The organism is Rhodopirellula sp. J20-39 (assembly GCF_057365095.1).
Map to the genome: position 1 here is coordinate 1,318,006 of NZ_CP195123.1, position 18,578 is coordinate 1,336,583.

The 18,578-nt window shown below is 54.4% G+C and carries 14 protein-coding genes; 7 read left to right on the forward strand and 7 right to left on the reverse strand.

All coding sequences use genetic code 11. The features are described 5' to 3' along the window. Nucleotides 1–300 precede the first annotated feature (300 nt). Entirely contained in the window at nt 301–1,761 is a 1,461-nt protein-coding gene (locus tag ACR3ZL_RS04670; RefSeq protein WP_473649051.1) for an ammonium transporter, read from the forward strand. Between the two features lie 88 nt (nt 1,762–1,849). Here the strand turns inward: ACR3ZL_RS04670 and ACR3ZL_RS04675 are convergent, their stop codons facing one another. After that, nucleotides 1,850–2,764, reverse strand: a complete 915-nt coding sequence (locus tag ACR3ZL_RS04675; protein ID WP_473649050.1) for a WecB/TagA/CpsF family glycosyltransferase — start codon at nt 2,762–2,764, stop codon at nt 1,850–1,852. Nucleotides 2,765–2,984: 220 nt separating this feature from the next. Between ACR3ZL_RS04675 and ACR3ZL_RS04680 the strand changes: the two genes are divergently transcribed. Then, complete coding sequence (locus tag ACR3ZL_RS04680) at nt 2,985–4,142, forward strand: hypothetical protein (protein WP_473649049.1); 1,158 nt, start codon at nt 2,985–2,987, stop codon at nt 4,140–4,142. A 60-nt stretch (nt 4,143–4,202) separates the two neighbouring features. Here the strand turns inward: ACR3ZL_RS04680 and ACR3ZL_RS04685 are convergent, their stop codons facing one another. Continuing rightward, a complete protein-coding gene (locus ACR3ZL_RS04685) occupies nt 4,203–6,032 on the reverse strand; it encodes a DEAD/DEAH box helicase (RefSeq protein ID WP_473649048.1) in 1,830 nt (609 codons plus the stop codon). Then, complete coding sequence (locus tag ACR3ZL_RS04690) at nt 6,033–6,620, reverse strand: hypothetical protein (RefSeq protein WP_473649047.1); 588 nt, start codon at nt 6,618–6,620, stop codon at nt 6,033–6,035. Nucleotides 6,621–6,995: 375 nt separating this feature from the next. Between ACR3ZL_RS04690 and ACR3ZL_RS04695 the strand changes: the two genes are divergently transcribed. From ACR3ZL_RS04695 to ACR3ZL_RS04710, 4 genes are read left to right on the forward strand one after another with little or no spacing between them, the layout of a single operon-like run. Next, the gene (locus ACR3ZL_RS04695; RefSeq protein ID WP_473649046.1) at nt 6,996–8,093 is read left to right on the forward strand and encodes an LOG family protein; all 1,098 of its coding nucleotides are present in this window, start codon (nt 6,996–6,998) and stop codon (nt 8,091–8,093) included. Beyond that, nucleotides 8,090–9,175 (forward strand): CAF17-like 4Fe-4S cluster assembly/insertion protein YgfZ, encoded by a 1,086-nt coding sequence (gene ygfZ / locus ACR3ZL_RS04700; RefSeq protein ID WP_473649045.1) that lies wholly within the window; start codon nt 8,090–8,092, stop codon nt 9,173–9,175. The genes ACR3ZL_RS04695 and ygfZ overlap by 4 nt, the downstream gene beginning before the upstream one ends. Beyond that, nucleotides 9,168–9,818, forward strand: a complete 651-nt coding sequence (locus ACR3ZL_RS04705) for an ECF-type sigma factor (protein ID WP_473649044.1) — start codon at nt 9,168–9,170, stop codon at nt 9,816–9,818. The genes ygfZ and ACR3ZL_RS04705 overlap by 8 nt, the downstream gene beginning before the upstream one ends. Next, nucleotides 9,808–12,753 (forward strand): protein kinase domain-containing protein, encoded by a 2,946-nt coding sequence (locus ACR3ZL_RS04710; RefSeq protein WP_473649043.1) that lies wholly within the window; start codon nt 9,808–9,810, stop codon nt 12,751–12,753. Before ACR3ZL_RS04705 ends, ACR3ZL_RS04710 begins: the two co-directional genes overlap by 11 nt. Here the strand turns inward: ACR3ZL_RS04710 and ACR3ZL_RS04715 are convergent, their stop codons facing one another. Next, on the reverse strand, nt 12,754–15,486 hold the full coding sequence (locus ACR3ZL_RS04715; RefSeq protein ID WP_486173241.1) for a leucine-rich repeat domain-containing protein: 2,733 nt from the start codon (nt 15,484–15,486) through the stop codon (nt 12,754–12,756). Nucleotides 15,487–15,690: 204 nt separating this feature from the next. Between ACR3ZL_RS04715 and ACR3ZL_RS04720 the strand changes: the two genes are divergently transcribed. After that, nucleotides 15,691–15,936: a hypothetical protein gene (locus ACR3ZL_RS04720; protein WP_473649040.1), complete on the forward strand. Its 246-nt coding sequence runs from the start codon at nt 15,691–15,693 to the stop codon at nt 15,934–15,936. Nucleotides 15,937–15,969: 33 nt separating this feature from the next. On the opposite strand, the gene ACR3ZL_RS04725 is transcribed toward ACR3ZL_RS04720, so the two are convergent. Genes ACR3ZL_RS04725 through ACR3ZL_RS04735 form a run of 3 tightly spaced genes read right to left on the reverse strand, consistent with a single transcriptional unit; the run spans nt 15,970 to nt 18,557 of the window. Further along, entirely contained in the window at nt 15,970–16,740 is a 771-nt protein-coding gene (locus ACR3ZL_RS04725) for a uracil-DNA glycosylase family protein (protein ID WP_473653399.1), read from the reverse strand. A gap of 24 nt (nt 16,741–16,764) precedes the next feature. Then, nucleotides 16,765–17,598: a hypothetical protein gene (locus tag ACR3ZL_RS04730; RefSeq protein WP_473649039.1), complete on the reverse strand. Its 834-nt coding sequence runs from the start codon at nt 17,596–17,598 to the stop codon at nt 16,765–16,767. A 2-nt stretch (nt 17,599–17,600) separates the two neighbouring features. Continuing rightward, on the reverse strand, nt 17,601–18,557 hold the full coding sequence (locus tag ACR3ZL_RS04735) for a hypothetical protein (RefSeq protein WP_473649038.1): 957 nt from the start codon (nt 18,555–18,557) through the stop codon (nt 17,601–17,603). Nucleotides 18,558–18,578: the final 21 nt, after the last annotated feature.

Below are 18,578 nucleotides of genomic sequence, written 5' to 3' on the forward strand. Positions count from 1 at the left end.
GTATCGAACCATCTCGAGTAGCCGTATTATTCTAGCGAATTGCCGACGATGACCAACAACCTTTTCGGAAAGGTAGGCGGGTTGCGTCATCAGATCCTTACCGTCATGGAGCCCCCAGATCTCATGTTTTCACGTTTGAAGCCTCGTAGGCAATCCGGAGAGCCGCTTTGGGGTTCCCGTCATACAACGATGGTGCCTGTTGTGATGGCGCCTCGTGTGGCGACAAGAGTGACATCGGGCGTTTTCGATGATTCTTGCAACCGCACTTTGGGCGGCCGTTCGGGTAGATTTGCCAGCAAAATGCTGGTTGGTTTGTTGGCTGCGGCGTTGACCGTGATCGCCGTTCCAAGCTTCGCACAAGATTCCGCAAGCGAGTCGGCTGCCGAAGTCGCCGAGTCTGTCCAAGCGAGCGAAACGGCGGAAGTCGCCGCAGAAGAACTCACACTGGAAAGTCTCAAGGCTCAAGTGGATTCGGCGGCGTTGGCCGGCCACAACGGCTGGATGCTTGTCAGTTGTGCACTGGTTCTGTTCATGACCGCGCCGGGACTGGCGTTGTTCTACGGCGGATTGGTACGGCGTAAAAACGTCTTGAGCGTGATGATGCAGTGCATCTTCCTGATGGGAATGATGACGGTGCTGTGGGCGTTGTACGGCTACTCGTTCGCGTTCGGCGGTGACGGACGCTGGTTCGGAAACTTTGATCACCTGTTGATGAACGGTGTGCAGCGAAGTTGGCCCGAAGGCGCCAGTGGTGTGATCACGCCGATGTACACACCCGAGATCCCATTACTAACACACATGTTGTTCCAAGGCATGTTCTTCATCATCACGCCGGCACTGATTTGTGGTGCGTTCGCCGAACGTATGAAGTTCAGTGCCATGGTGGTTTACTCAATTTTGTGGGGCACGTTCATTTACTGTCCATTGACCCACTGGGTTTGGGACGGTGGTCCACTGGCCTTTGGCGATGACGGAATCATGGGCGGTGCGTTGGACTTCGCTGGCGGAACGGTCGTTCACATCAGTAGCGGTGTGTCGGCGTTGGTGGCTGCGATCTTGATCGGGCCGCGAATGGGTTATCCCAAAGAGCCGCTTCAACCTCACAACTTGACCTACACCGCCATTGGCGCTTCGATGTTGTGGGTGGGCTGGTTCGGATTCAACGCGGGTAGCGAATTGCTGTCCGACGAAATCACCAGCAGCGCATTCGCCGTGACGCACTTTTCGGCTGCCGCCGGGGCCGTTGCTTGGGTGATGATCGAGTGGATGGTACTGGGCAAACCTACCGTACTGGGCGCTAGCAGTGGTGCCGTTGCCGGCCTCGTTTGCATCACACCCGCAGCCGGTTTCGTGCAACCGATGCCAGCACTCTTGATGGGTGCCACAGCGGGCGCTACTTGCTATTGGGCATGTTCAAAGCTAAAGCATCAACTTGGTTACGACGATGCACTCGATGCGTTTGGGATCCACGGTATCGGTGGCATCTTGGGCGCCGTCCTGACCGGCGTCTTCGCATCACGTGCGGTTTGGGACGTTACCGAATCGGGCGGAAAGATTGGGTTGATCGAATCCGGTGGCGATCCAGCGTTGGTGATCGGGCAAATCGTTGCCGTGGTGATCACGTTCCTGTTCGCTGGTATCGGCAGCTTGATCTTGCTGAAGCTGATCGATGCAATCATCGGCATCCGTGTTCCTGCTGAAAGCGAGCAACGCGGTTTGGATATCGTCGATCACGGTGAAGAAGGTTATCAGTTCGCTTAAAGCGAGCATGGTTTACCAAGTACAAAGTGGGGCTGTCTTGATCGGCCCTGCTTGGCGGGATTTGTGGCAAACTGAATCCTCGATGGATTCAGTCCCACATGCCCCAGCGTTTGACTTGGCGCTGCCAGTCACGAAGCAATGCCTTGGCCAGGTACCAAGCGTTCCCCGCGTAACGTGGAACCAAACGTTTGGGGTCACTGACCATCCTGTACGCCCATTCCATGCCGAACTTTTGATACGCTTCGGGAGCACGGACGGCGGTTCCAGCGATAAAGTCAAAGGACGCGCCGAGTTGGATGCAGCAAGCGTTGCCCAGAGAACTCAGATTTTCATGAATCCACTTTTCGCCCTTGGGTTGTCCGAAGGCAACGAACAGTAGATCGGTCTCCGCGTAACGGATGCGAGCGAGTTGCTCGGCGTGCTCTTGGTCCGATAGCTGACGAAACGGTGGACATTCTGTGCCGGCGATTTGCAATCCGGGGAAATCGGTTTGTAAACGGGCAGCACATTTTTCCGCAACGCCTTCAACGCCGCCTAAGAAGAACACTCGCCATCCTTCTTTGGCCGCTCGTTCACACAAGTGGATGATCATTTCGCTGCCAGCGACTCGTTCAGGAAGTGGGTTTCCGTCGAGCTGACTGCGCCACACGATCGGTTGGCCATCGGCAAGAATTAGGTCCGCATCTCGCGTGATGTCACGCACCGATGCGTCCTGCTCGTGCAGCATGCAGTAGTTCAGATTGGCGGTGACGACGTAACTGGGCCGATCTTGGGCAATTAGATCTCCGATCGCATCGATGCTTTGCGCCATGTCGAGCCGATCGAACGGAATGTTCCATACTTCGGTAGTGTCCCGTTCACGCGGGACGGTTACGGCGGGTTTCGCCGGCGAACCGGGATACGCGACTGGCGTGTCGGATACTGGCGGTGCGGTGGGGCGACTGGGGGCTACCACAAAGGCGGACGCCGGAGTTGATGCCGAAGAGAATGTCGAGTTCGTCATAACAAGTGTGGGTAGAACAGGGTACGATCGGAATGTGGTACAGAATGAGGTGGTTCGCGAAGAATCTGGTCGAAACGCAGACCATGACGGGTTACGGTTGCCTGGTCTGGCGAACAGACTGTCTGCTGGAAATCTAGGCCGCGAAAAGGGTGCATGCGCGAGTTCCTATGCTTAGATTGCCTGGAAACTGTACGAAATTGCCTTCCTACGATCATTTTTGATGCTGCTGCTTACTTTCGAGGGTTTTTCACCCGCCGCATTGTCCTGCTACGGTTCGTCCTGGAATCGAACGGAAACGATGGATGCGCTTGCTGCCAGCGGGACAACGTGGGATCGAGTCATTACCAGCACGACCGATCCGCTCGTGCAGATTGACCGATGGCTGGGGAGTCCAGAGTCGGCACTGCGGGGCATGACGCTGGTAACCGACGACGAACGACTGGTGCAGCGATCCTCCGTCGAAAGTGTCGCCGAATTGACCCACGTCCCGAGTCGAGACGAGTTGGTGGCCGATTCGATTGAAGAGACCACGCTAGCCGCGTTGGCCGCCGTTGCCGCCGAGCAATTAGTGACCGGTCGTGACGTCTGGCTGCACAGTCGGTTTCTGACGCGGTGTTGGGACGCGCCTCGCGACCTGTTTCCAATCGATTACTTTGATGACCTCGATGACGGTCCACTGGATCCTTCGGAAACGATCGAAGAAGAGATGCGAGCGCAGGATCAACCGGTGGCAGTTGTCCGCGAGAGCGTGGCGGCTATTTTGGATGACTGGCAGCCTCCCGATTGCACGATCGCAAGTGGCGACGATCCCGATTGGATCATGGCGTGGATGCGGACCTACGGATGCCAGATTCGATTGATCGATGCCGTCGTGCAATTGCTTTGTGACATCAGTGCCGACCGCGTCAGTGACCCCGTTGTGATTGCGGGAACCAGTGGTTTCGCTCTGGGACAGAACAATGCGATCGGCCATCGCAGCGGCCCGGTACGTTCGTGTCACTTGCACGTCCCATTCATCGTCGGGCATCGCCAACAAGATGATCCTGATGCGAAACCGCCTGGATGGGCGATGGGCGTTCGCAATTGCAATGTGATCAATGCGGATCAGGTTGGAACCATCCTTACGCAATCGGATCAGAACCTGATCGGTCCCGAGTCTTGGGCCGCGACCCCTGCCGATCAATCCGTGATTACCGAACATGCGGGCGACCGGATCGCTGCGACAACCGATCGCTGGTTTTACGTTACCGAACCCAGTGGTGAATCAGCAACCGATGGCAGTCTGTACTTGAAACCGGATGACGCGTGCGACGTGAATGACGTCGCAAGGTTGCGTCCTGACACGGTCGATACCATGCAGGCCTGGCTGACCGATTGATCTCGCTCGTTTGCGTAGTCAGAGTTTTACGAAACCGATCTTAAAACCGTAGCGACCCGGTTAAGCGACCTTCTTTCCGCCGGGTGCACGCAGGTCAAACAGTCCAAAGATCTCGTCTCGGCTTAGGCCGCCGGTTCGTGATAGCGGGCTGTTCTTGTGAGGTTTGGCGGCAACTTCGTTACTGTTTTGCGTCGAGAACAATGCGTCGAACATCTCTCGCTTTTGGTCCAGGACCGAAGCGATACGTTGTTCGATCGTATTTGCAGCCATCATCCGTGTGACAGTCACACTGCCGGCGGCACCAATCCGGTGGGCTCGGTTGATCGCTTGATCTTCAATAGCGGGATTCCACCAACGATCGAACAGGAACACGTATCGGCAAAATTGCAGGTTCAATCCCACACTGCCGGCACCGTAGCTCATCAGGATGATGTTTGCTTCAGGATCGTTCTTGAAGCGATCGATCACCTGTTCGCGTTGCTTATGCGGAATTTTGCCGTGATATTCAAGTGGGTTGAACCGAGCCAACGCTGGCTTCATTTTCTCAATCGTTTTGGTCCACTGACTAAACAGAATCGCTTTGTGCCCACTGGCCGCGACTTCTTCCATGTCAGCTTCAAGTCGTTGTAGCTTCGCACTCGCCCCGGTCACTGGGTCAAAATTGCAGATCTGTTTCAGCCGCAAAACTAGTTCGAAAACGTGCTGAATGGTTAGGGCTTCTTCCAGTTCTTCCAAATGAACGACGCCTTCGGTTTCGGCGGCTTCGTACCGCTGCCATTGTTCGGGAGTCAGATCGATGTCCGCGTCCCGGAACAATTTTGGCGGCATGTCGTCGAGCACCATGTCTTTGGTGCGACGCAGGATGTAGTCGCCAGCAGCCTTGGCCATCTGCGGCATCGGCATGCCGGTCGTCAAATATCCAGGCGACAAGAAGTCAAAGATCCCAACTAGGTCGTCTGGCGAATTTTCAACCGGCGTGCCGGTTAACGCCCACGATCGGGTGCGGGGAATTGCTCGGACGATTTCGCTGGTTGAGTTGTTACTGTTCTTAATTCGCTGCGCTTCGTCGAGGGCGACTAAGTCGAAATGCAATCCGCTGTCCAAGACAATTTCTTTGTCTCGCATCAACAGTTCATAGTTGGCAATCTTGACGGGGAATTCCGGCGCACGCCACTGGAATTCACGTTTGGCGGCGTTGCCTTCAATTGCCGAAACTGGAATCTCAGGCGCCCAAACACTGAATTCCCTGATCCAGTTACTGACCAACGGTTTGGGGCATACCAGCAAGATGCTGCGAAGCTCGCCACTGCATAGCAGCATCCGCATCGTGCTGATCGCTTGCATCGTTTTTCCCAATCCCATTTCGTCGGCAAGCACGCATGCGTAGCGAGGAAAGAGAAAAGCGATGCCGTCCAGTTGGTAAGGAAACGGTTCGAAGGGGAAATTCAATTGCCCGCTTCCGACCAACAGGTCCAGCGGTGGCTGCAACAAGTAGTACAGTCGATCTTGCAGCTTGACGATGTCGTTGGGCGGTTTGATTCGGGCGTGCTTACCGAGTCGACGTCGCGGCTTTTTCGGAGCCGAAGGTGAGTCTTCTTCACCAATTCGTCCCGCGATGGCTGGCTTGGGATTCGGATCGACCTTGGGAATCCAGGAAGCCGCTTCGGGGAACAGGAACCCGTTGGTCTGAACACGCAGTGGCGGCAGCTTGATCGGCACCCGCGTTGTTTGCAAAGGTGCCAACTGCAGTGTCTGCGTAGGCACGTTGGTATCGCTTTGAAGCGACCAACTCAACGTGTCATCAATTTCACATGACAGCGATGGGCGTTGAGAACCTGTTGATGCCACGTCGTCACTGACGGACTCGTTCGATTTGGATCGGAACCACATTTAGGCGGCCTTTGCCATTTGGCTTTGGGCTTCACGGATCGCTTCGGTGATCCGTTCGAATGGCTCTGTGGCATCGATGACTTCGTTAAGGCTGTCGATAGCGGCTTGAGTCGCCTCGAGGTGTTCCATGGCAACGAAGAGAGTTGCTGATCCGATTTCGAGCTCGCAGTGTCCCGCCAAAGAATGTGCAATTTTTGATTTGCCCGACTCGTTGGCGCCATGCATGTAGCCGACCAGGGTAGCTTGGCGATTGGTAGCGGATGTGCCGCTGGTAACGGTAGGCGAACTGGCGACCCTTGGCAGGTTTTCTTGCAAGGCGAGTGCCTCGACTTGTTGGCAACACAACAATGAAATCGGTGTGCGGCACTTCTGCAGTAGCGTGGGGCCGATCACTTCGCTGATCAGATGCTCACGAAGCGTGTTGCCAAATAGAATTTGGTGAGCTTTCGACGGGCGGATGGGGAGCGTGCACTGGAATTCCAGTGGGCGTCCAGCGGCGTTGAGGACAAGCAACCCCCCCGTCCATCCGGCTGCCTCGGTGTTCACCGTACTGAAGTATCCAATCGTTACGTCCTTACAAGATCCCATACTTCGCTGATTTCTCCAGTCAGGCCATTGCATCCGCCAAATGTGGCCGCAGATGCGGTCCATTTTGAGTGGCACCCAACCCATTTCGGCTTGAATTTCGGTTCGACTTGAGCCAGTTGCAACGAATTTGCGACGTGATTTTGAAGTGAAATTTCAACGATATTTACCGTTTTAGGACGGTCTCGCCGGAGTATTCGGGGACGTTTCCCTAACCCTTAAAGTCTGCCACGCCTAAGCATCTGGGGTTGGATCAGGCAGCCCTGTAGAATTAAGCCGTTCGCGCAAGCTTGAGCCGCCGATGGAATGTATGTGCGGCGTCACTTTTATCCACATCTTGCCCTTTCGTACCCCCACCTTCGATCCTGGGAATATTGAATGAATCGTCACCTGCCCGATCCGAAGCAACCGACCGGACAACTGCCAACCGAAGCGATCGGTGAAGATGAACTGCACCGACCTCAACCTGCCGACGATCCAATCTCGAAGATTGATTCGCAGGACTTGTATCAAGTCATGCGTCACACCATCGATCGACTTGAGAAAAACGAAACCGCTCGCGGCGATCTAAAGATCCTTTCGCGGACTCTCCGAGAGTTGCGTTACGCGTTTCAGGTATTTCGTCCTTATCGCAAACGCCGCAAGGTCACGATTTTCGGATCGGCGCGGACCCAACCTGATCAGCCCGACTATCAAAGTGCCGTCGACTTGGGACGCCGGATGGCGGCACATGGTTGGATGGTGATCACCGGCGCTGGCGGCGGGATCATGGAAGCGGGCCACAAAGGTGCTGGCCGGGACGCATCGATGGGGCTGAACATCATGTTGCCCTTCGAACAAGGTGCAAACGAGTACATCGACAATGATCCTAAGCTGGTGACGCTGAAATACTTCTTCACCCGCAAATTGATGTTTGTTAAAGAGTGCAGCGGCGTGGTCTGTTTGCCGGGCGGATTTGGCACACTCGACGAAGCGCTCGAGACATTGACGCTGCTACAAACGGGCAAGCAGACGATGATTCCATTGGTGCTGTTGGATCATCCCGAAGGCAGCTACTGGAAAGACTTAGGCAAGTTCTTCCAGAACCAGCTTTTGAAAAATGGAATGATCAGCCCCGAAGACGGAGCGTTGTTCAAAATCACTAACTCGGTCGACGAAGCCGTCGATGAAATGTTGACCTTCTATCAGGTCTATCACTCCATGCGATACGTGCGAGATCGACTGGTTCTGCGTTTGCGATCGCCTTTGTCCGATGAGCAGCTTGAGATCATTCAAGACAAGTTTGCTGACATTGTTGTTAAAGGCAAGTTTGAATTGACGGGGGCTCTACCCGAAGAATCCAGCGAGGTTGATCTCGCTCACTTGCCGCGATTGGTTTTCCGTTTCAATCGACGCGCACTCGGTCGCTTGCGAATGTTGATCAACCAAATCAACGGTCACCCTGTTACCAGCTCTGAATCGAATCTGCCCGCATGATGTCGCACGGACAACTAATCAAATTGCCATCGTTGAGTGTGATGGATCTAAACGGCAAAGATGCCGAAGCGATCATGCACAACTTGACCACCAACGAAATTAAATCGCTGCAAGTCGGTCAGGCGGGCACCGAGACGTTCATTACCAATGTCAAAGGCAAATGCTTGGGACACGGGTTCGTTCATCGGACGCCGGATGGATTTCGGTTCTTGGGCGCCGCCGGGCAATCCGAGGTGATCGCCGCACATGCGGATCGTTACACCATTCGGGAAGACGCTTTACCGGTTATCTTGGATTCGCAGTACACCGCTTGGCTGATCGTTTCCGCCGGTAAGGCCAAGGATGATAGTGAAGCCTCTTTATCAAACTGGACGTATCGCCGCTTGGATGTCGAATTGACCGACACGGATTCCATCGCGGTGGATTCCTATTTGGTGCCCTGGTGTCTAGCCGGTAAAGATGATCAAGGTTGGCTCATGCTAACGCCGTCCGAGGCGAATGTTACAGCTGCTCAGGTGATTAAGGCGGCAAGGCGAGCGGGTATGGTTGACGAGACGTGCGACGTGCGAGTGGTTGCCGACGCCGATACCAACGATACATTTCACCGCTTGCGGGTAGCTGCGGGGTTTCCTTGGTATGGAATCGATATTGACGATTCTCACTTGCCCCAAGAAATCAACCGCGAGCCTCAAACGATCTCCTTTACGAAGGGGTGTTATTTGGGCCAAGAGACCGTGGCTCGGTTAGACGCGTTGGGTCAAGTTCAAAAGAAACTGGTTGCTTGGGAAATCCAATGTGGGGCCGGTGATGCCGTTCCCGAAGCCAATTTAAAGTTGTTTGAATCGCCTGAAGCAGCTCTCGCTATGGCGGACCCCAACCCGGCGACCAAGTCGAAACCGGTGGGGCGATTGACCAGCGTGGCTGCGAATTCTGATCGCCAATCGCATGCTTGCTTGGCGTTGGGGTTTGCCCGTCGCAGCCATTTCGAGCCGGGCGCCACCGCTTTTGGACATGTCGGTGATCATGCATTCACGGCTGTCGTCGTCGCATCCGACCTTAGTAAGAGAAACCACAGTGAATGATCTATCGCTTGAGCACTTTGCGGATTTACTCGAAAAGGTCCGTGACGGGGATGAAGAGTCAACGACCATTCTATGGGAACGATACTTCCAGCCGTTGGTGCGTTTAGCCGGTACTCGGTTGCCGAAGAACTTACGGCGGACCGGCGACGAGGAAGACATTGCTTTGTCGGCGTTTCATAGTTTCATCGCGGGTGTGCGACGCGACCAGTTCCCGGACTTGGCAGGCCCTGACAATTTGTGGGGTTTGCTGATCACCTTGACCAGTCGAAAAGTGAACGCCCATTTGCGTCGCCAAACGCGGCAAAAACGAGGTGGCGGGAACGTGCGAGGTGAATCGGTGTTCCTGGACTCCGCTGGCGAAGCGAACCAGGGAGGGCTGGAACAGCTCGGCGGACACGGTGGCGACGATGCGATGCCACCGGACCTTCGTGTTGAATTGGCAGAGGCTTGTGAAGAGTTGTTAGACGATCTACCGGATGAACAACTGCGTGAAATTGCAGTCTTGCGGATGGACGGTTACCTAGTTGATGAAATTGCAACCAAATTGGAATTAAGCAAGCGAGCTGTCGAACGGCGACTGCAATTGATTCGTAAGACTTGGTCCGAACGACGTACGTCAGAGGAAGGCGAAGATGAATCTTAGTGATTTGCCAGCACGCGAGTTAGCTCGGCTAGATGCGGTTTGCTTGGAATACGAAACTCGTTTGCGAGAATCTCGACGAGGTGGTTCCGGGCAATTGGTATCCTCGGCGGCGGATTCCGATATTGATATCGAGCCGCTGATCCAGCGATTCGGCGGAGAGTATTCCGAACTATTGCGAGACGAGTTGGAGGCGATACGTCTGGAGGTAGAGTCTGAAAGCAAATCGCCATCCTCCACCGCGTCAGACGCATCCCAAACTGGTTCCGGTTCCGCCTCGAGCACGGCCGCGGGAACGGATCAACATGACTTCCCTACTCAAGCGTTGACTCCACCGTTCCCGCTAGACAAGCCTAGCGATCAAGGTGCGGGATCCAATGATGCGAAACTTGCCGTCGACGGGTTGCCACCGTTGGGAACCGAAATTGGTCCCTATCTATTGACGGGCGTGCTTGGACGCGGCGGAATGGGAATCGTTTACCGGGCGACCGACTCGCGCCTGGATCGTTCCGTTGCGATCAAGATGTTGTCGGTCCGAGGAAAGCAATCGGCTTCATTGATTGAGCGGTTTCAGCGTGAAGCCAAGGCGGTTGCCGGATTAACCAACCCACACATTGTTGAACTCTTCGATGTCGGTGTGTTTGAAGGATTGCCTTATGCAGTCATGGAGCACCTTCGCGGTCAAACTTTGATGCAGGTTTTGCGTGCATCGCGTAGCAAACAGATCCCCGTTCACCAAATCCGGCGTTGGGGGCTGCAGTTGGCCGAAGCGCTTTCAGTCGCTCACCAAAATGGTGTCATTCACCGTGACCTAAAGCCTGAAAACGTGATGGTGGTCAGTCACTCGTCGGCTGCACAAGGGGCTTCGAAAGAACATGCCAGTTTGAAGCTGTTTGATTTCGGTTTGTCGCGCATCAGCGTCTCCCTGTTAACCGATCATGAGTCGATGGTGCACACTCCTGCGCCTGAGACATCGTTCACTTCGATGAGTGAGATGATCAAGGCGGAATCGAGCTCGGAATCCGATCAGTCTGAATATGATTCGGCAACGCGTGCTGGAATGATCTTAGGGACGCCTGGTTACATGGCACCCGAGCAGGCTCGGGGAGACGTTATCACAACGGCGACGGACGTATTCGCTCTGGGATGTGTGTTATTTGAAGCGATGTTTGGGCGGCCTGCGTTTGAGGGCGACACCGCGACGAAGCGGTTCGCGGCGGTACTTGAAAGGCAGGCGTTGCCGGACCCCATGCGCCGGCGTGACGATGTTGAATTGACGGACCTGATCTTGGCGATGCTTGCCAAAGAGCCTGCGAAGCGGCCGACTGCGACGCAAATTGTCGAGTCTCTACGGCCCAATAGCCAGCACTCCGGTACTAAGTCTCAACCGCCTAACGTCACTCGTTCAATTGTTCCCACGACGGTCCCTGATGAAGTGGTCATCAGCCGGCGGCGGTTGGTCGAACTGGGGATTGGTGCGACAGTAGGTGGCGTTCTTGGGGCAGCATTTTTGCAAGGAGCTTCGGCAGGCCGACTGAGCGACATCAAGTCGATCGGCGTACTCAGCTTCCAAAAAGCTGGGACGGGGATGGTCGCCAATGGCCAATCAACCAACGGCGTGACGCCTCGACCGGCCGGTCAAAAGACCTTCGATCCCGGCGAACTTTTGTCTGGGTTGTTGGTGAACGAGCTTTCTCGAATCAGCGATTTCACGGTGCCAAAATTTGTTCCGATGACCGCTTCGCAGCCTGCCGACTTTCGCGAGGCAGCTAGGTTGCTGGAAGTCGACGCAATCGTAACGGGCACTTACACCGAAGAGGAAACCAGTCAGCAAATCAAGACGGTGAACTTGGAGATCATTTCTGGACGGACCGGAAAATTGATCGAGGCGATGAATGTTCCGACGTCGGCAGGTGGAAACTTGATTGAGCAATCGGCTCTCGCTCACCGTCTCGCTGAACGGATTGGTCGCGAACTGACAGTGGGTAGCGACGTGGATGTCGAGCACCCCGAGGCGTTCACCTGTTTGATTAAAGGCCGCGTACGCTCCGATCCAGACTCGACGGCAGGACTGGAGATGGCGCTTCGCTGCTTTGAGCATGCGCTTTCGTTGGACTTTAATTATGCCCAAGCACACGCAGGCTTGGGATTGACCGCGATCACTCTGGCAGGACGGGAATCAGTTCCCCGTGTTGGTGAGTTAATCGTCTTGTCGCAAGAATCGACTAGCCGAGCATTGGCACTCGATCCCGAGAGTCCAGACGCGTTGCTTGCCAATGCAATGCTTGAATACCAAGTCCTAAACGATTTTGATTCAGCGAGCATGAAGCTGAATCGCTTGGCTCAACAGTATCCCAACCGCTGGCAGATTCAGCATCAAGCGGGATGGCTTGAATTGATTCGGTTTGAAGAAGCGAACGGTTTGCAGTTGCTGCGTCGGGCGACGGGGCTGCATCCGGCATCCTATTTTCTAAAGACCGATTTGGCTCGAGCGGATTGGTTTCGTGGTTATCCCAACCGCGCGATTAACGCTAACCTCGCCTTGTTGAAGGAAGGGCAGGACGAGGTTGCGCTATCGTTTGTTAGAGGGCTCTTGATTGATCTTTACGAACAGGCCGAAAACTATACCGCAGCAGCCCAAATCGATCCCGGTTTAGAATGGTCAGCGGGTGATGGAGATTCGAAGTATTTCCAGGCCCGCGAACGCCGATTGAAAGCGTTGCCGTATGGACCTTTTGGTGACATGCTGAACGAGGCAATCTTGCAGATTCGTCGCAAGGACACTGCGAATCGCGAACCGGCTGATCAGATGTTGGCTCGCTTGATTTCTTCGCAACTTCCGATGCTTCCGCTCGTTTTATGCAAACACCCCGCACTCGCTTCGATGACACTCTTAGAGCAAGCGGTCGAGACCTTCCCGGTGCTGAAGATTAGTTAATCAGCTATCGGAGTTAGGCTTGTTCAGTGAAGCTTTGCGATTCAGTTCTGAATCACGGTTAATCGCCGCTTCGCGAAAGCGTTCAATCGAAAACGTTTCGGAAATGGCTTCATCGATGGTCGATGGTGATTGAGGAGTTGGGTAATGAGGGCGTCGTGGTCGGCCGATACCACTTCGCCGCCGCCTGCCCATTGAAGAATGCGAGTGCGAGCGATAGTCAGCCTCGAATGAGGTGCCAGCCGGTATCGAGAGAGTCAATTCCAGTTCGGATTCGGTCGATTCAGCTCTTAGGTAAGATTCGTCTTCCAGCAACTGGGTAAGAAGTTCTCGGTCCAGCTTGCAGTCGTTCAGCACGCAGCGTTTCAGCGAACTGTTATTGGCAATTGCTTCGAGTAGATCGTTAGATACCGTGGTTCCCGAAATATCGAGGTGCTCGACCGATGGTCCCGACAACAATTCGACCAGTGGCTCCGAATCGACTTGCGTTTCCACCAGCGTTAAGCTTGGGACTTGCCGAAGCAGCGAGATCGCCTGTTGAGCCTCGGCGTCCAGATCAAGATAGTTCAGGCTAAGTGATCTCAAGCTTTCTAAGGTAGCTAGCCAACCGATTGTGACGGCGCCGATTTGTGTGTCGTCTAAACAAATCCGACGAAGTCGACTGAGCCCCGACCATTTGGCGATCATCGCATCGTTGAGCGGGCAGCCAGGCAATTCCAGCTTGGTCAGATGCGGAAGCTCGGAGATTCGTTCCAAGATGGGTGGCGACAACGATGGATAGGCGAACGTCAGTTCATCCAGTTTTCGGCATGTGAGCAGCGAATCGAATAGGTCGTCGGTTACTTCTGGCCCACCTACAGCAAATCGAGTGACGCCGGTTAGTTGCCCGAGTTTGTACTTTTTAGGCCATGCCGAGCAAACGATGATCTCTTGCAGACGCGGCACTCCAACGATCTGAATTTGTTGCAATCCGTTTTTGGCGACAACACCGCTAGTCATCCGCGGAAGGTTTTCTAGTTTGACGGTTTCTAAAGTATCGAAGGGAGGCGAATCGATCATGACCAGCTTGTTGCAGTCGCTGGCCTGAAACTGCCTGATGCTAGAAAAGTCTGCACGGATTGTTTTCAGATTGGGCAACGTCAAAAGTTTGTCGAGCGTTTTTTGGGAAAGGCTCGCGCGACCGAAATCCAGGTGCTGCATGGAATCGGAAAAGTTGGTTGCCTGGATCGCTTCGTTGTCCAGATTCACATTGTCGTAGTGGATCGTATTTAAAAAAGGCAGATGACAAAGTCTTTGGAATTGCGACGCGGACAATTCAACGCCTTCGATGGTCAACTGTTGAAGCGAATTGAGTTGACTGAACGCATCGACCCAGGATCCGATGTGTTCCTTCGATGGATAGGTGCCGGTCCTGGGTGTCAGTCCAACAAACTCATCAAATACCAGACAAGCGGTATGAAGACGGGGCGCATTGGTAATCGCAACGGACTCGATATCAGACGCTTGGAATTCAAGCACTTGTAAGCTGGGGACGTCCTTCAGATCTAACCGTTGCCAGCGGGCCAGTGATGGGTAGTGGGCAGAACCTTCGTCGAATAGATAGGATTCATGAGGATCGTTGATCCGTTCTAGAACCGGAAGGTTGTTTGCGATCAGAGTGTGCTTTTGTTGACGGTCCAGCAATATCTCTTTTAGCTTAGGGCAATCGGCCAGTTCGACTGTGAGCACTTCATCGTTAGGGGCGTATCCCTCACTCGCGACTAACAGCTTTTCCAGTTCAGTCCATTGACTCAGCGACAGACGGTCCGTTTGTCCGTGAGCAGGCCGCGACAGATCCAATGCCTGAACCGTTTTTTCCCAATTGGGCATGTTTAGGCTAGCAAGCCGGATGCCGGTTTCCGTTAGGTCGACGTTGACCAAGTGCGGAAGCCGGTCAAGCTGAACGAGGTCAGCGTCGGACATTGTACAGCCACGTAAGGAGAGATTGAGCAGTACCGAGTGGTCCGCAATCGCCTCGATGGCATTAGGCCCGAGACGGCAATCTTCGATTCGAAGCGTTGTCAGAACTGGTGAGTTCTTCAAAAGTCGGAGTTGTTTCTCGCCGATTTCATTTCGGACAATCTGCAGGTCTCGGAGGGTATCGATCTGGGCGAGCTGATCAAAAAGGGTTGGCGATGGTTCGCTGATTTGTACCTGCGTCATTCGCATGAACGCAGAATGGAATGCTTTGGGACATCGTTTCGCAAACCACTGCGGCAGTTCCGCGACCAGGTTGCAGGTTCCCTCTTTGCTGATCTGGTCAGCAAGGTTCTGGTGGCGGCTGGCCGTCCAGCTTGCACCGGCGTAATACACAAACGGCAACAGGAAGCAAACCAACGCAGTTGCAACGTCGAAACGCCGGCGAGCTCGCATCGCGTTGACCGACCGGTTGATGTGTTGTTGGCGATAGTATGTGTAGCCCCCAACCCCGGCCACGATCGCCACCCCGATCAATAGATTCAGTAGCAGTTTCCAAGCCGAAAACGCAAGTGTTAGCATGTTTTCGGGATCGCCTTTTGGCCGCAGCCGGACTTGATACGTCAGCGGCCAGCCGGCTTTTTCAAGGCTGCTTTCGGTGACTGAAAAATGGCTGGTTCGCCAGTATTCAACGTTGCCATAAATACGCTCGGCGACCTGCACCCGGTTAGCGGGAAGATTCACCAGTAGCACGATCAAAGCGGCTACTGAAGCGAACATGAGACTGCATATTATCGCACGGCGGTTTTCAACTGCGTTGTACATTCCCAGGCATCATTTCCAAGTGGACGAGATCAATGCGAAACGTAGCATTCTATACATAGTTACAGGCAAAAGGTCTCCGTATTTTCTTCCTTCCAAGGCGAAGGCGAGAAGTTTTTCTGGGACGCGTGCCCGGCCGTGCAAACACGCAGTCTGTCCCCAATGACTCCCGCCGTTTTGTTAGACCATTTACATGGTCAAGCCGGCGGCCCCGGCGTGGCGGACGAAGAGCTTCCGGCCGCAAAGTGTGGCGAATTGGGGCGTCTGTTCTTGCTTTCAGCACCGGTGAACTTCATGCCTGTCTTGTCGCTAGCAATTGGGTTGAGCAGGGTTGAGCCTTGTGCGTTGCTATTGGGGAAGCGGCCTGGCTTAGGGGAAGACCGGTGTTTGGAGAAGGTTGAGCGCTGACGAAGATGGGGCACGAGATACTGCCTTTTCCCGTTACTGCCATATTTCCATTTTGATTAGCTGGGAGGTCACCGTGCCAGCCCAATCGCGGTTGGCCGCTGGCGAGGCAGGGCTCGGATGCAGGATCCGACCCACCTGTAGCTTTGAACTTGCTTCAGATTCGGTACCCAGTTGGCTGACGACCCTTTTCAGGCACGTCTCGGCGAATGCACCCACGCCCACTAAATGCTTCCAGGGCAATGTTTGGATTATCTCCAAAAGGTGTCGATCACAATGTGTTTGCAACGCTAGCCGTTCGTCGGCAGGTAACTTGTCAGGTGTTCGGTTACGGCCCGATTCTTCCATGAATACCAACGGGCAATAATTGACGACGAAATGCTTTTGAAAAAACGCTTTTGGCGTTTCGTACCGCTCTCGCATCAGCCCCCACAATCGCCGCCCACTTACCTCACTTCGTTCACAATCCAAGCCCTCAATCGGGCGTTTAGGATGCTCTGGATCAACTTGGCAAACATCACCGGAAATTTGCAGCCATTCTCGAACGGTAGCGATTTCTCCGAACGGAACTCCCGATTGTGCCATTCCCCAAGGGCCGGGGTTCATGCCCAGGAACAACACCTCAGCCTCGCTGCTAGCTAATTCAATGTATTGCCGGTGCAAATCCCAGGCATAGTCCAGCGGATTGTAAATGTAGCTAACCGGCTCATCAAACTCGAGTTGATTCATCGATTGTCGTAGCCGATCCGCAGACGCTGTTAGCTGCTTGCGGACCAAGTCGTCGGTCGGTGTGGAAGGCATCCTGATTCCAGGCAAATCGTTGGGCGGTGTTTATGAGGTTGATTCGTCGCTAACAACAGGTTCCGTTTTGATTGTGGTCGTCGCTGGCGGTGGTTCGTTCGTCTTCGTCGCTGGGACGGACTGATTCAGAATCATAATCTTCTGCCATATCTTGCGAGACAATCCGGTGCTGAGTTGTTCCACTTCGCTAACCGCGGCGACGGATGCCGAGTCGTCAAAACGCCGAACGTACAGGGCCGCAATCTTTCCGGTTAAAGAGAGCATCTCGCTGCAATAGTCGAGGTACCGATTCAATTCCAGCGGTGTCATGTGCTGACGCGGCGAATTGGTAGTGCCTTTCCAGCCGGCCAAAATCCGCTCGGGATCTTTCGTCAATTGGTGCATGTCAATGATGTGGCACATCGATCGCAATTCATGGACGGCCGACAACGCTCGTTTCCGCTTGATGCGTGTTTCAAGCGAGATCAAGAAATAAATGCTTGCCCCCAATAGAATGACTTCGTTGGACACCGTTTCGATTGTGGCAAGAAACAACGATAGCGAGATGCGTTGTTCCGTCATGTCCTCGGTCGGCGGCCTAACCCAGGTTGCTAATACCCAAAACAGCAAAATGACCACCGATGCCGCCATCGTGTAACCCGCCGCGCGGATCCACAAAATCGGACGGTCAATGATCCGGGAACGCTCCGAGGCTTGACGCGCGACCTGCAACAGTTCTCCGCAAAGGCAGCACAGCCCGCTGTCGGGAAAACGTTCGCTGATCCGTTGCTGCAGTTTTCCGATCGTTTCGACAATAAAGTCGTCACGCAATTGCAGGGCGTTGTTAACGTTGTCGGGTACGGGAAAGGCTTCGGACGTTTGCATCTCTAGACCGCCAAATATTCGTCGATCGCTTCCTGAAAAACTTCCGCCGCCACGGTAGTGTCAAACAATCGTTGGACCAAGGTCGATAAGCATTGGGCATGAATGTCCAGGCTGCGGATCAGATAGCCCTCCGATGATGCTTTCAAATGCTCTGCGTGCGCGACATCGGTCGGTTCCCACGCGCCATTTAGGTCGACCACCACGGTTCGCTTGGGGATCGAGTTCATCGATGCGTTCCAAGTCGTTCGATCGGTATTAGGATCGAGGATCACCAGAACCCCCTCGTCTTCAGCAAGCCCGTGAAGTCGGCTGGTGATTTCGGTATTTGTGGGCGGCCGACGGAATAATTCCACATCGTCCTCCGTAACCTCGTCAAACGCTTTCCCCTCATGGGCTCGGCATTCGCTCAAAAGCTGGTCTCGGATTCCGGTCACCGCTGGGGGCGCCGGTTGATCCGCTGGCGAGTTCTCGTTTGTTGTTTTTTCAGAACCCGCGTCAGGATTGGTTTTTTTTTCGGCCGGTGTCGGGGTGTCGGTTCGCAAACTCGCTTCGCCAGCGAAGATGATTTTCTTGATGGAATAGCCCGACGTCGCTAAATGCGAGGCGACCAATTTGGGCCATGTTTCGGCTCGCAGTTTGAATCTTCCCCAGTCGGCGGGCTGCTTTGCGGACTTTTGGGTCGGGGGGATCAGAAAATCAACACTCGGGTCCTGGTCATGGTTACCTACAAGCCACCGTTGAACCGGAGCCATCGACGACCGTGCCACCCAAACGCCTGCGAATTTCATCGCCGCCATTCCGTTCAGGGCGTCCGCCGTTGAGTCAGGTGAAAGATTGATCGAGAAAATGCGGCAATCAATTCCCGCTGCTTCTAGGCCGGTTTCCAACGCAAATTGCGTGGGGTTTCCGGCGATCGGGTACCCCACAACGGCGATAATGGGTTCGGTCGTTGCATCCATCCTGCATTTCGCCTTTGCGAA

Excerpts from the sequence above, each read along its gene's own strand:
- ACR3ZL_RS04735 (WP_473649038.1), bottom strand. The coding sequence starts at position 18,557 with ATGGATGCAACGACCGAACCCATTATCGCCGTTGTGGGGTACCCGATC.
- ACR3ZL_RS04690 (WP_473649047.1), bottom strand. The coding sequence starts at position 6,620 with ATGGGATCTTGTAAGGACGTAACGATTGGATACTTCAGTACGGTGAAC.
- ACR3ZL_RS04720 (WP_473649040.1), top strand. The coding sequence starts at position 15,691 with ATGACTCCCGCCGTTTTGTTAGACCATTTACATGGTCAAGCCGGCGGC.
- ACR3ZL_RS04695 (WP_473649046.1), top strand. The coding sequence starts at position 6,996 with ATGAATCGTCACCTGCCCGATCCGAAGCAACCGACCGGACAACTGCCA.
- ACR3ZL_RS04680 (WP_473649049.1), top strand. The coding sequence starts at position 2,985 with ATGCTGCTGCTTACTTTCGAGGGTTTTTCACCCGCCGCATTGTCCTGC.
- ACR3ZL_RS04710 (WP_473649043.1), top strand. The coding sequence starts at position 9,808 with ATGAATCTTAGTGATTTGCCAGCACGCGAGTTAGCTCGGCTAGATGCG.
- ygfZ (WP_473649045.1), top strand. The coding sequence starts at position 8,090 with ATGATGTCGCACGGACAACTAATCAAATTGCCATCGTTGAGTGTGATG.
- ACR3ZL_RS04670 (WP_473649051.1), top strand. The coding sequence starts at position 301 with ATGCTGGTTGGTTTGTTGGCTGCGGCGTTGACCGTGATCGCCGTTCCA.
- ACR3ZL_RS04730 (WP_473649039.1), bottom strand. The coding sequence starts at position 17,598 with ATGCAAACGTCCGAAGCCTTTCCCGTACCCGACAACGTTAACAACGCC.
- ACR3ZL_RS04715 (WP_486173241.1), bottom strand. The coding sequence starts at position 15,486 with ATGTTCGCTTCAGTAGCCGCTTTGATCGTGCTACTGGTGAATCTTCCC.
- ACR3ZL_RS04685 (WP_473649048.1), bottom strand. The coding sequence starts at position 6,032 with ATGTGGTTCCGATCCAAATCGAACGAGTCCGTCAGTGACGACGTGGCA.
- ACR3ZL_RS04675 (WP_473649050.1), bottom strand. The coding sequence starts at position 2,764 with ATGACGAACTCGACATTCTCTTCGGCATCAACTCCGGCGTCCGCCTTT.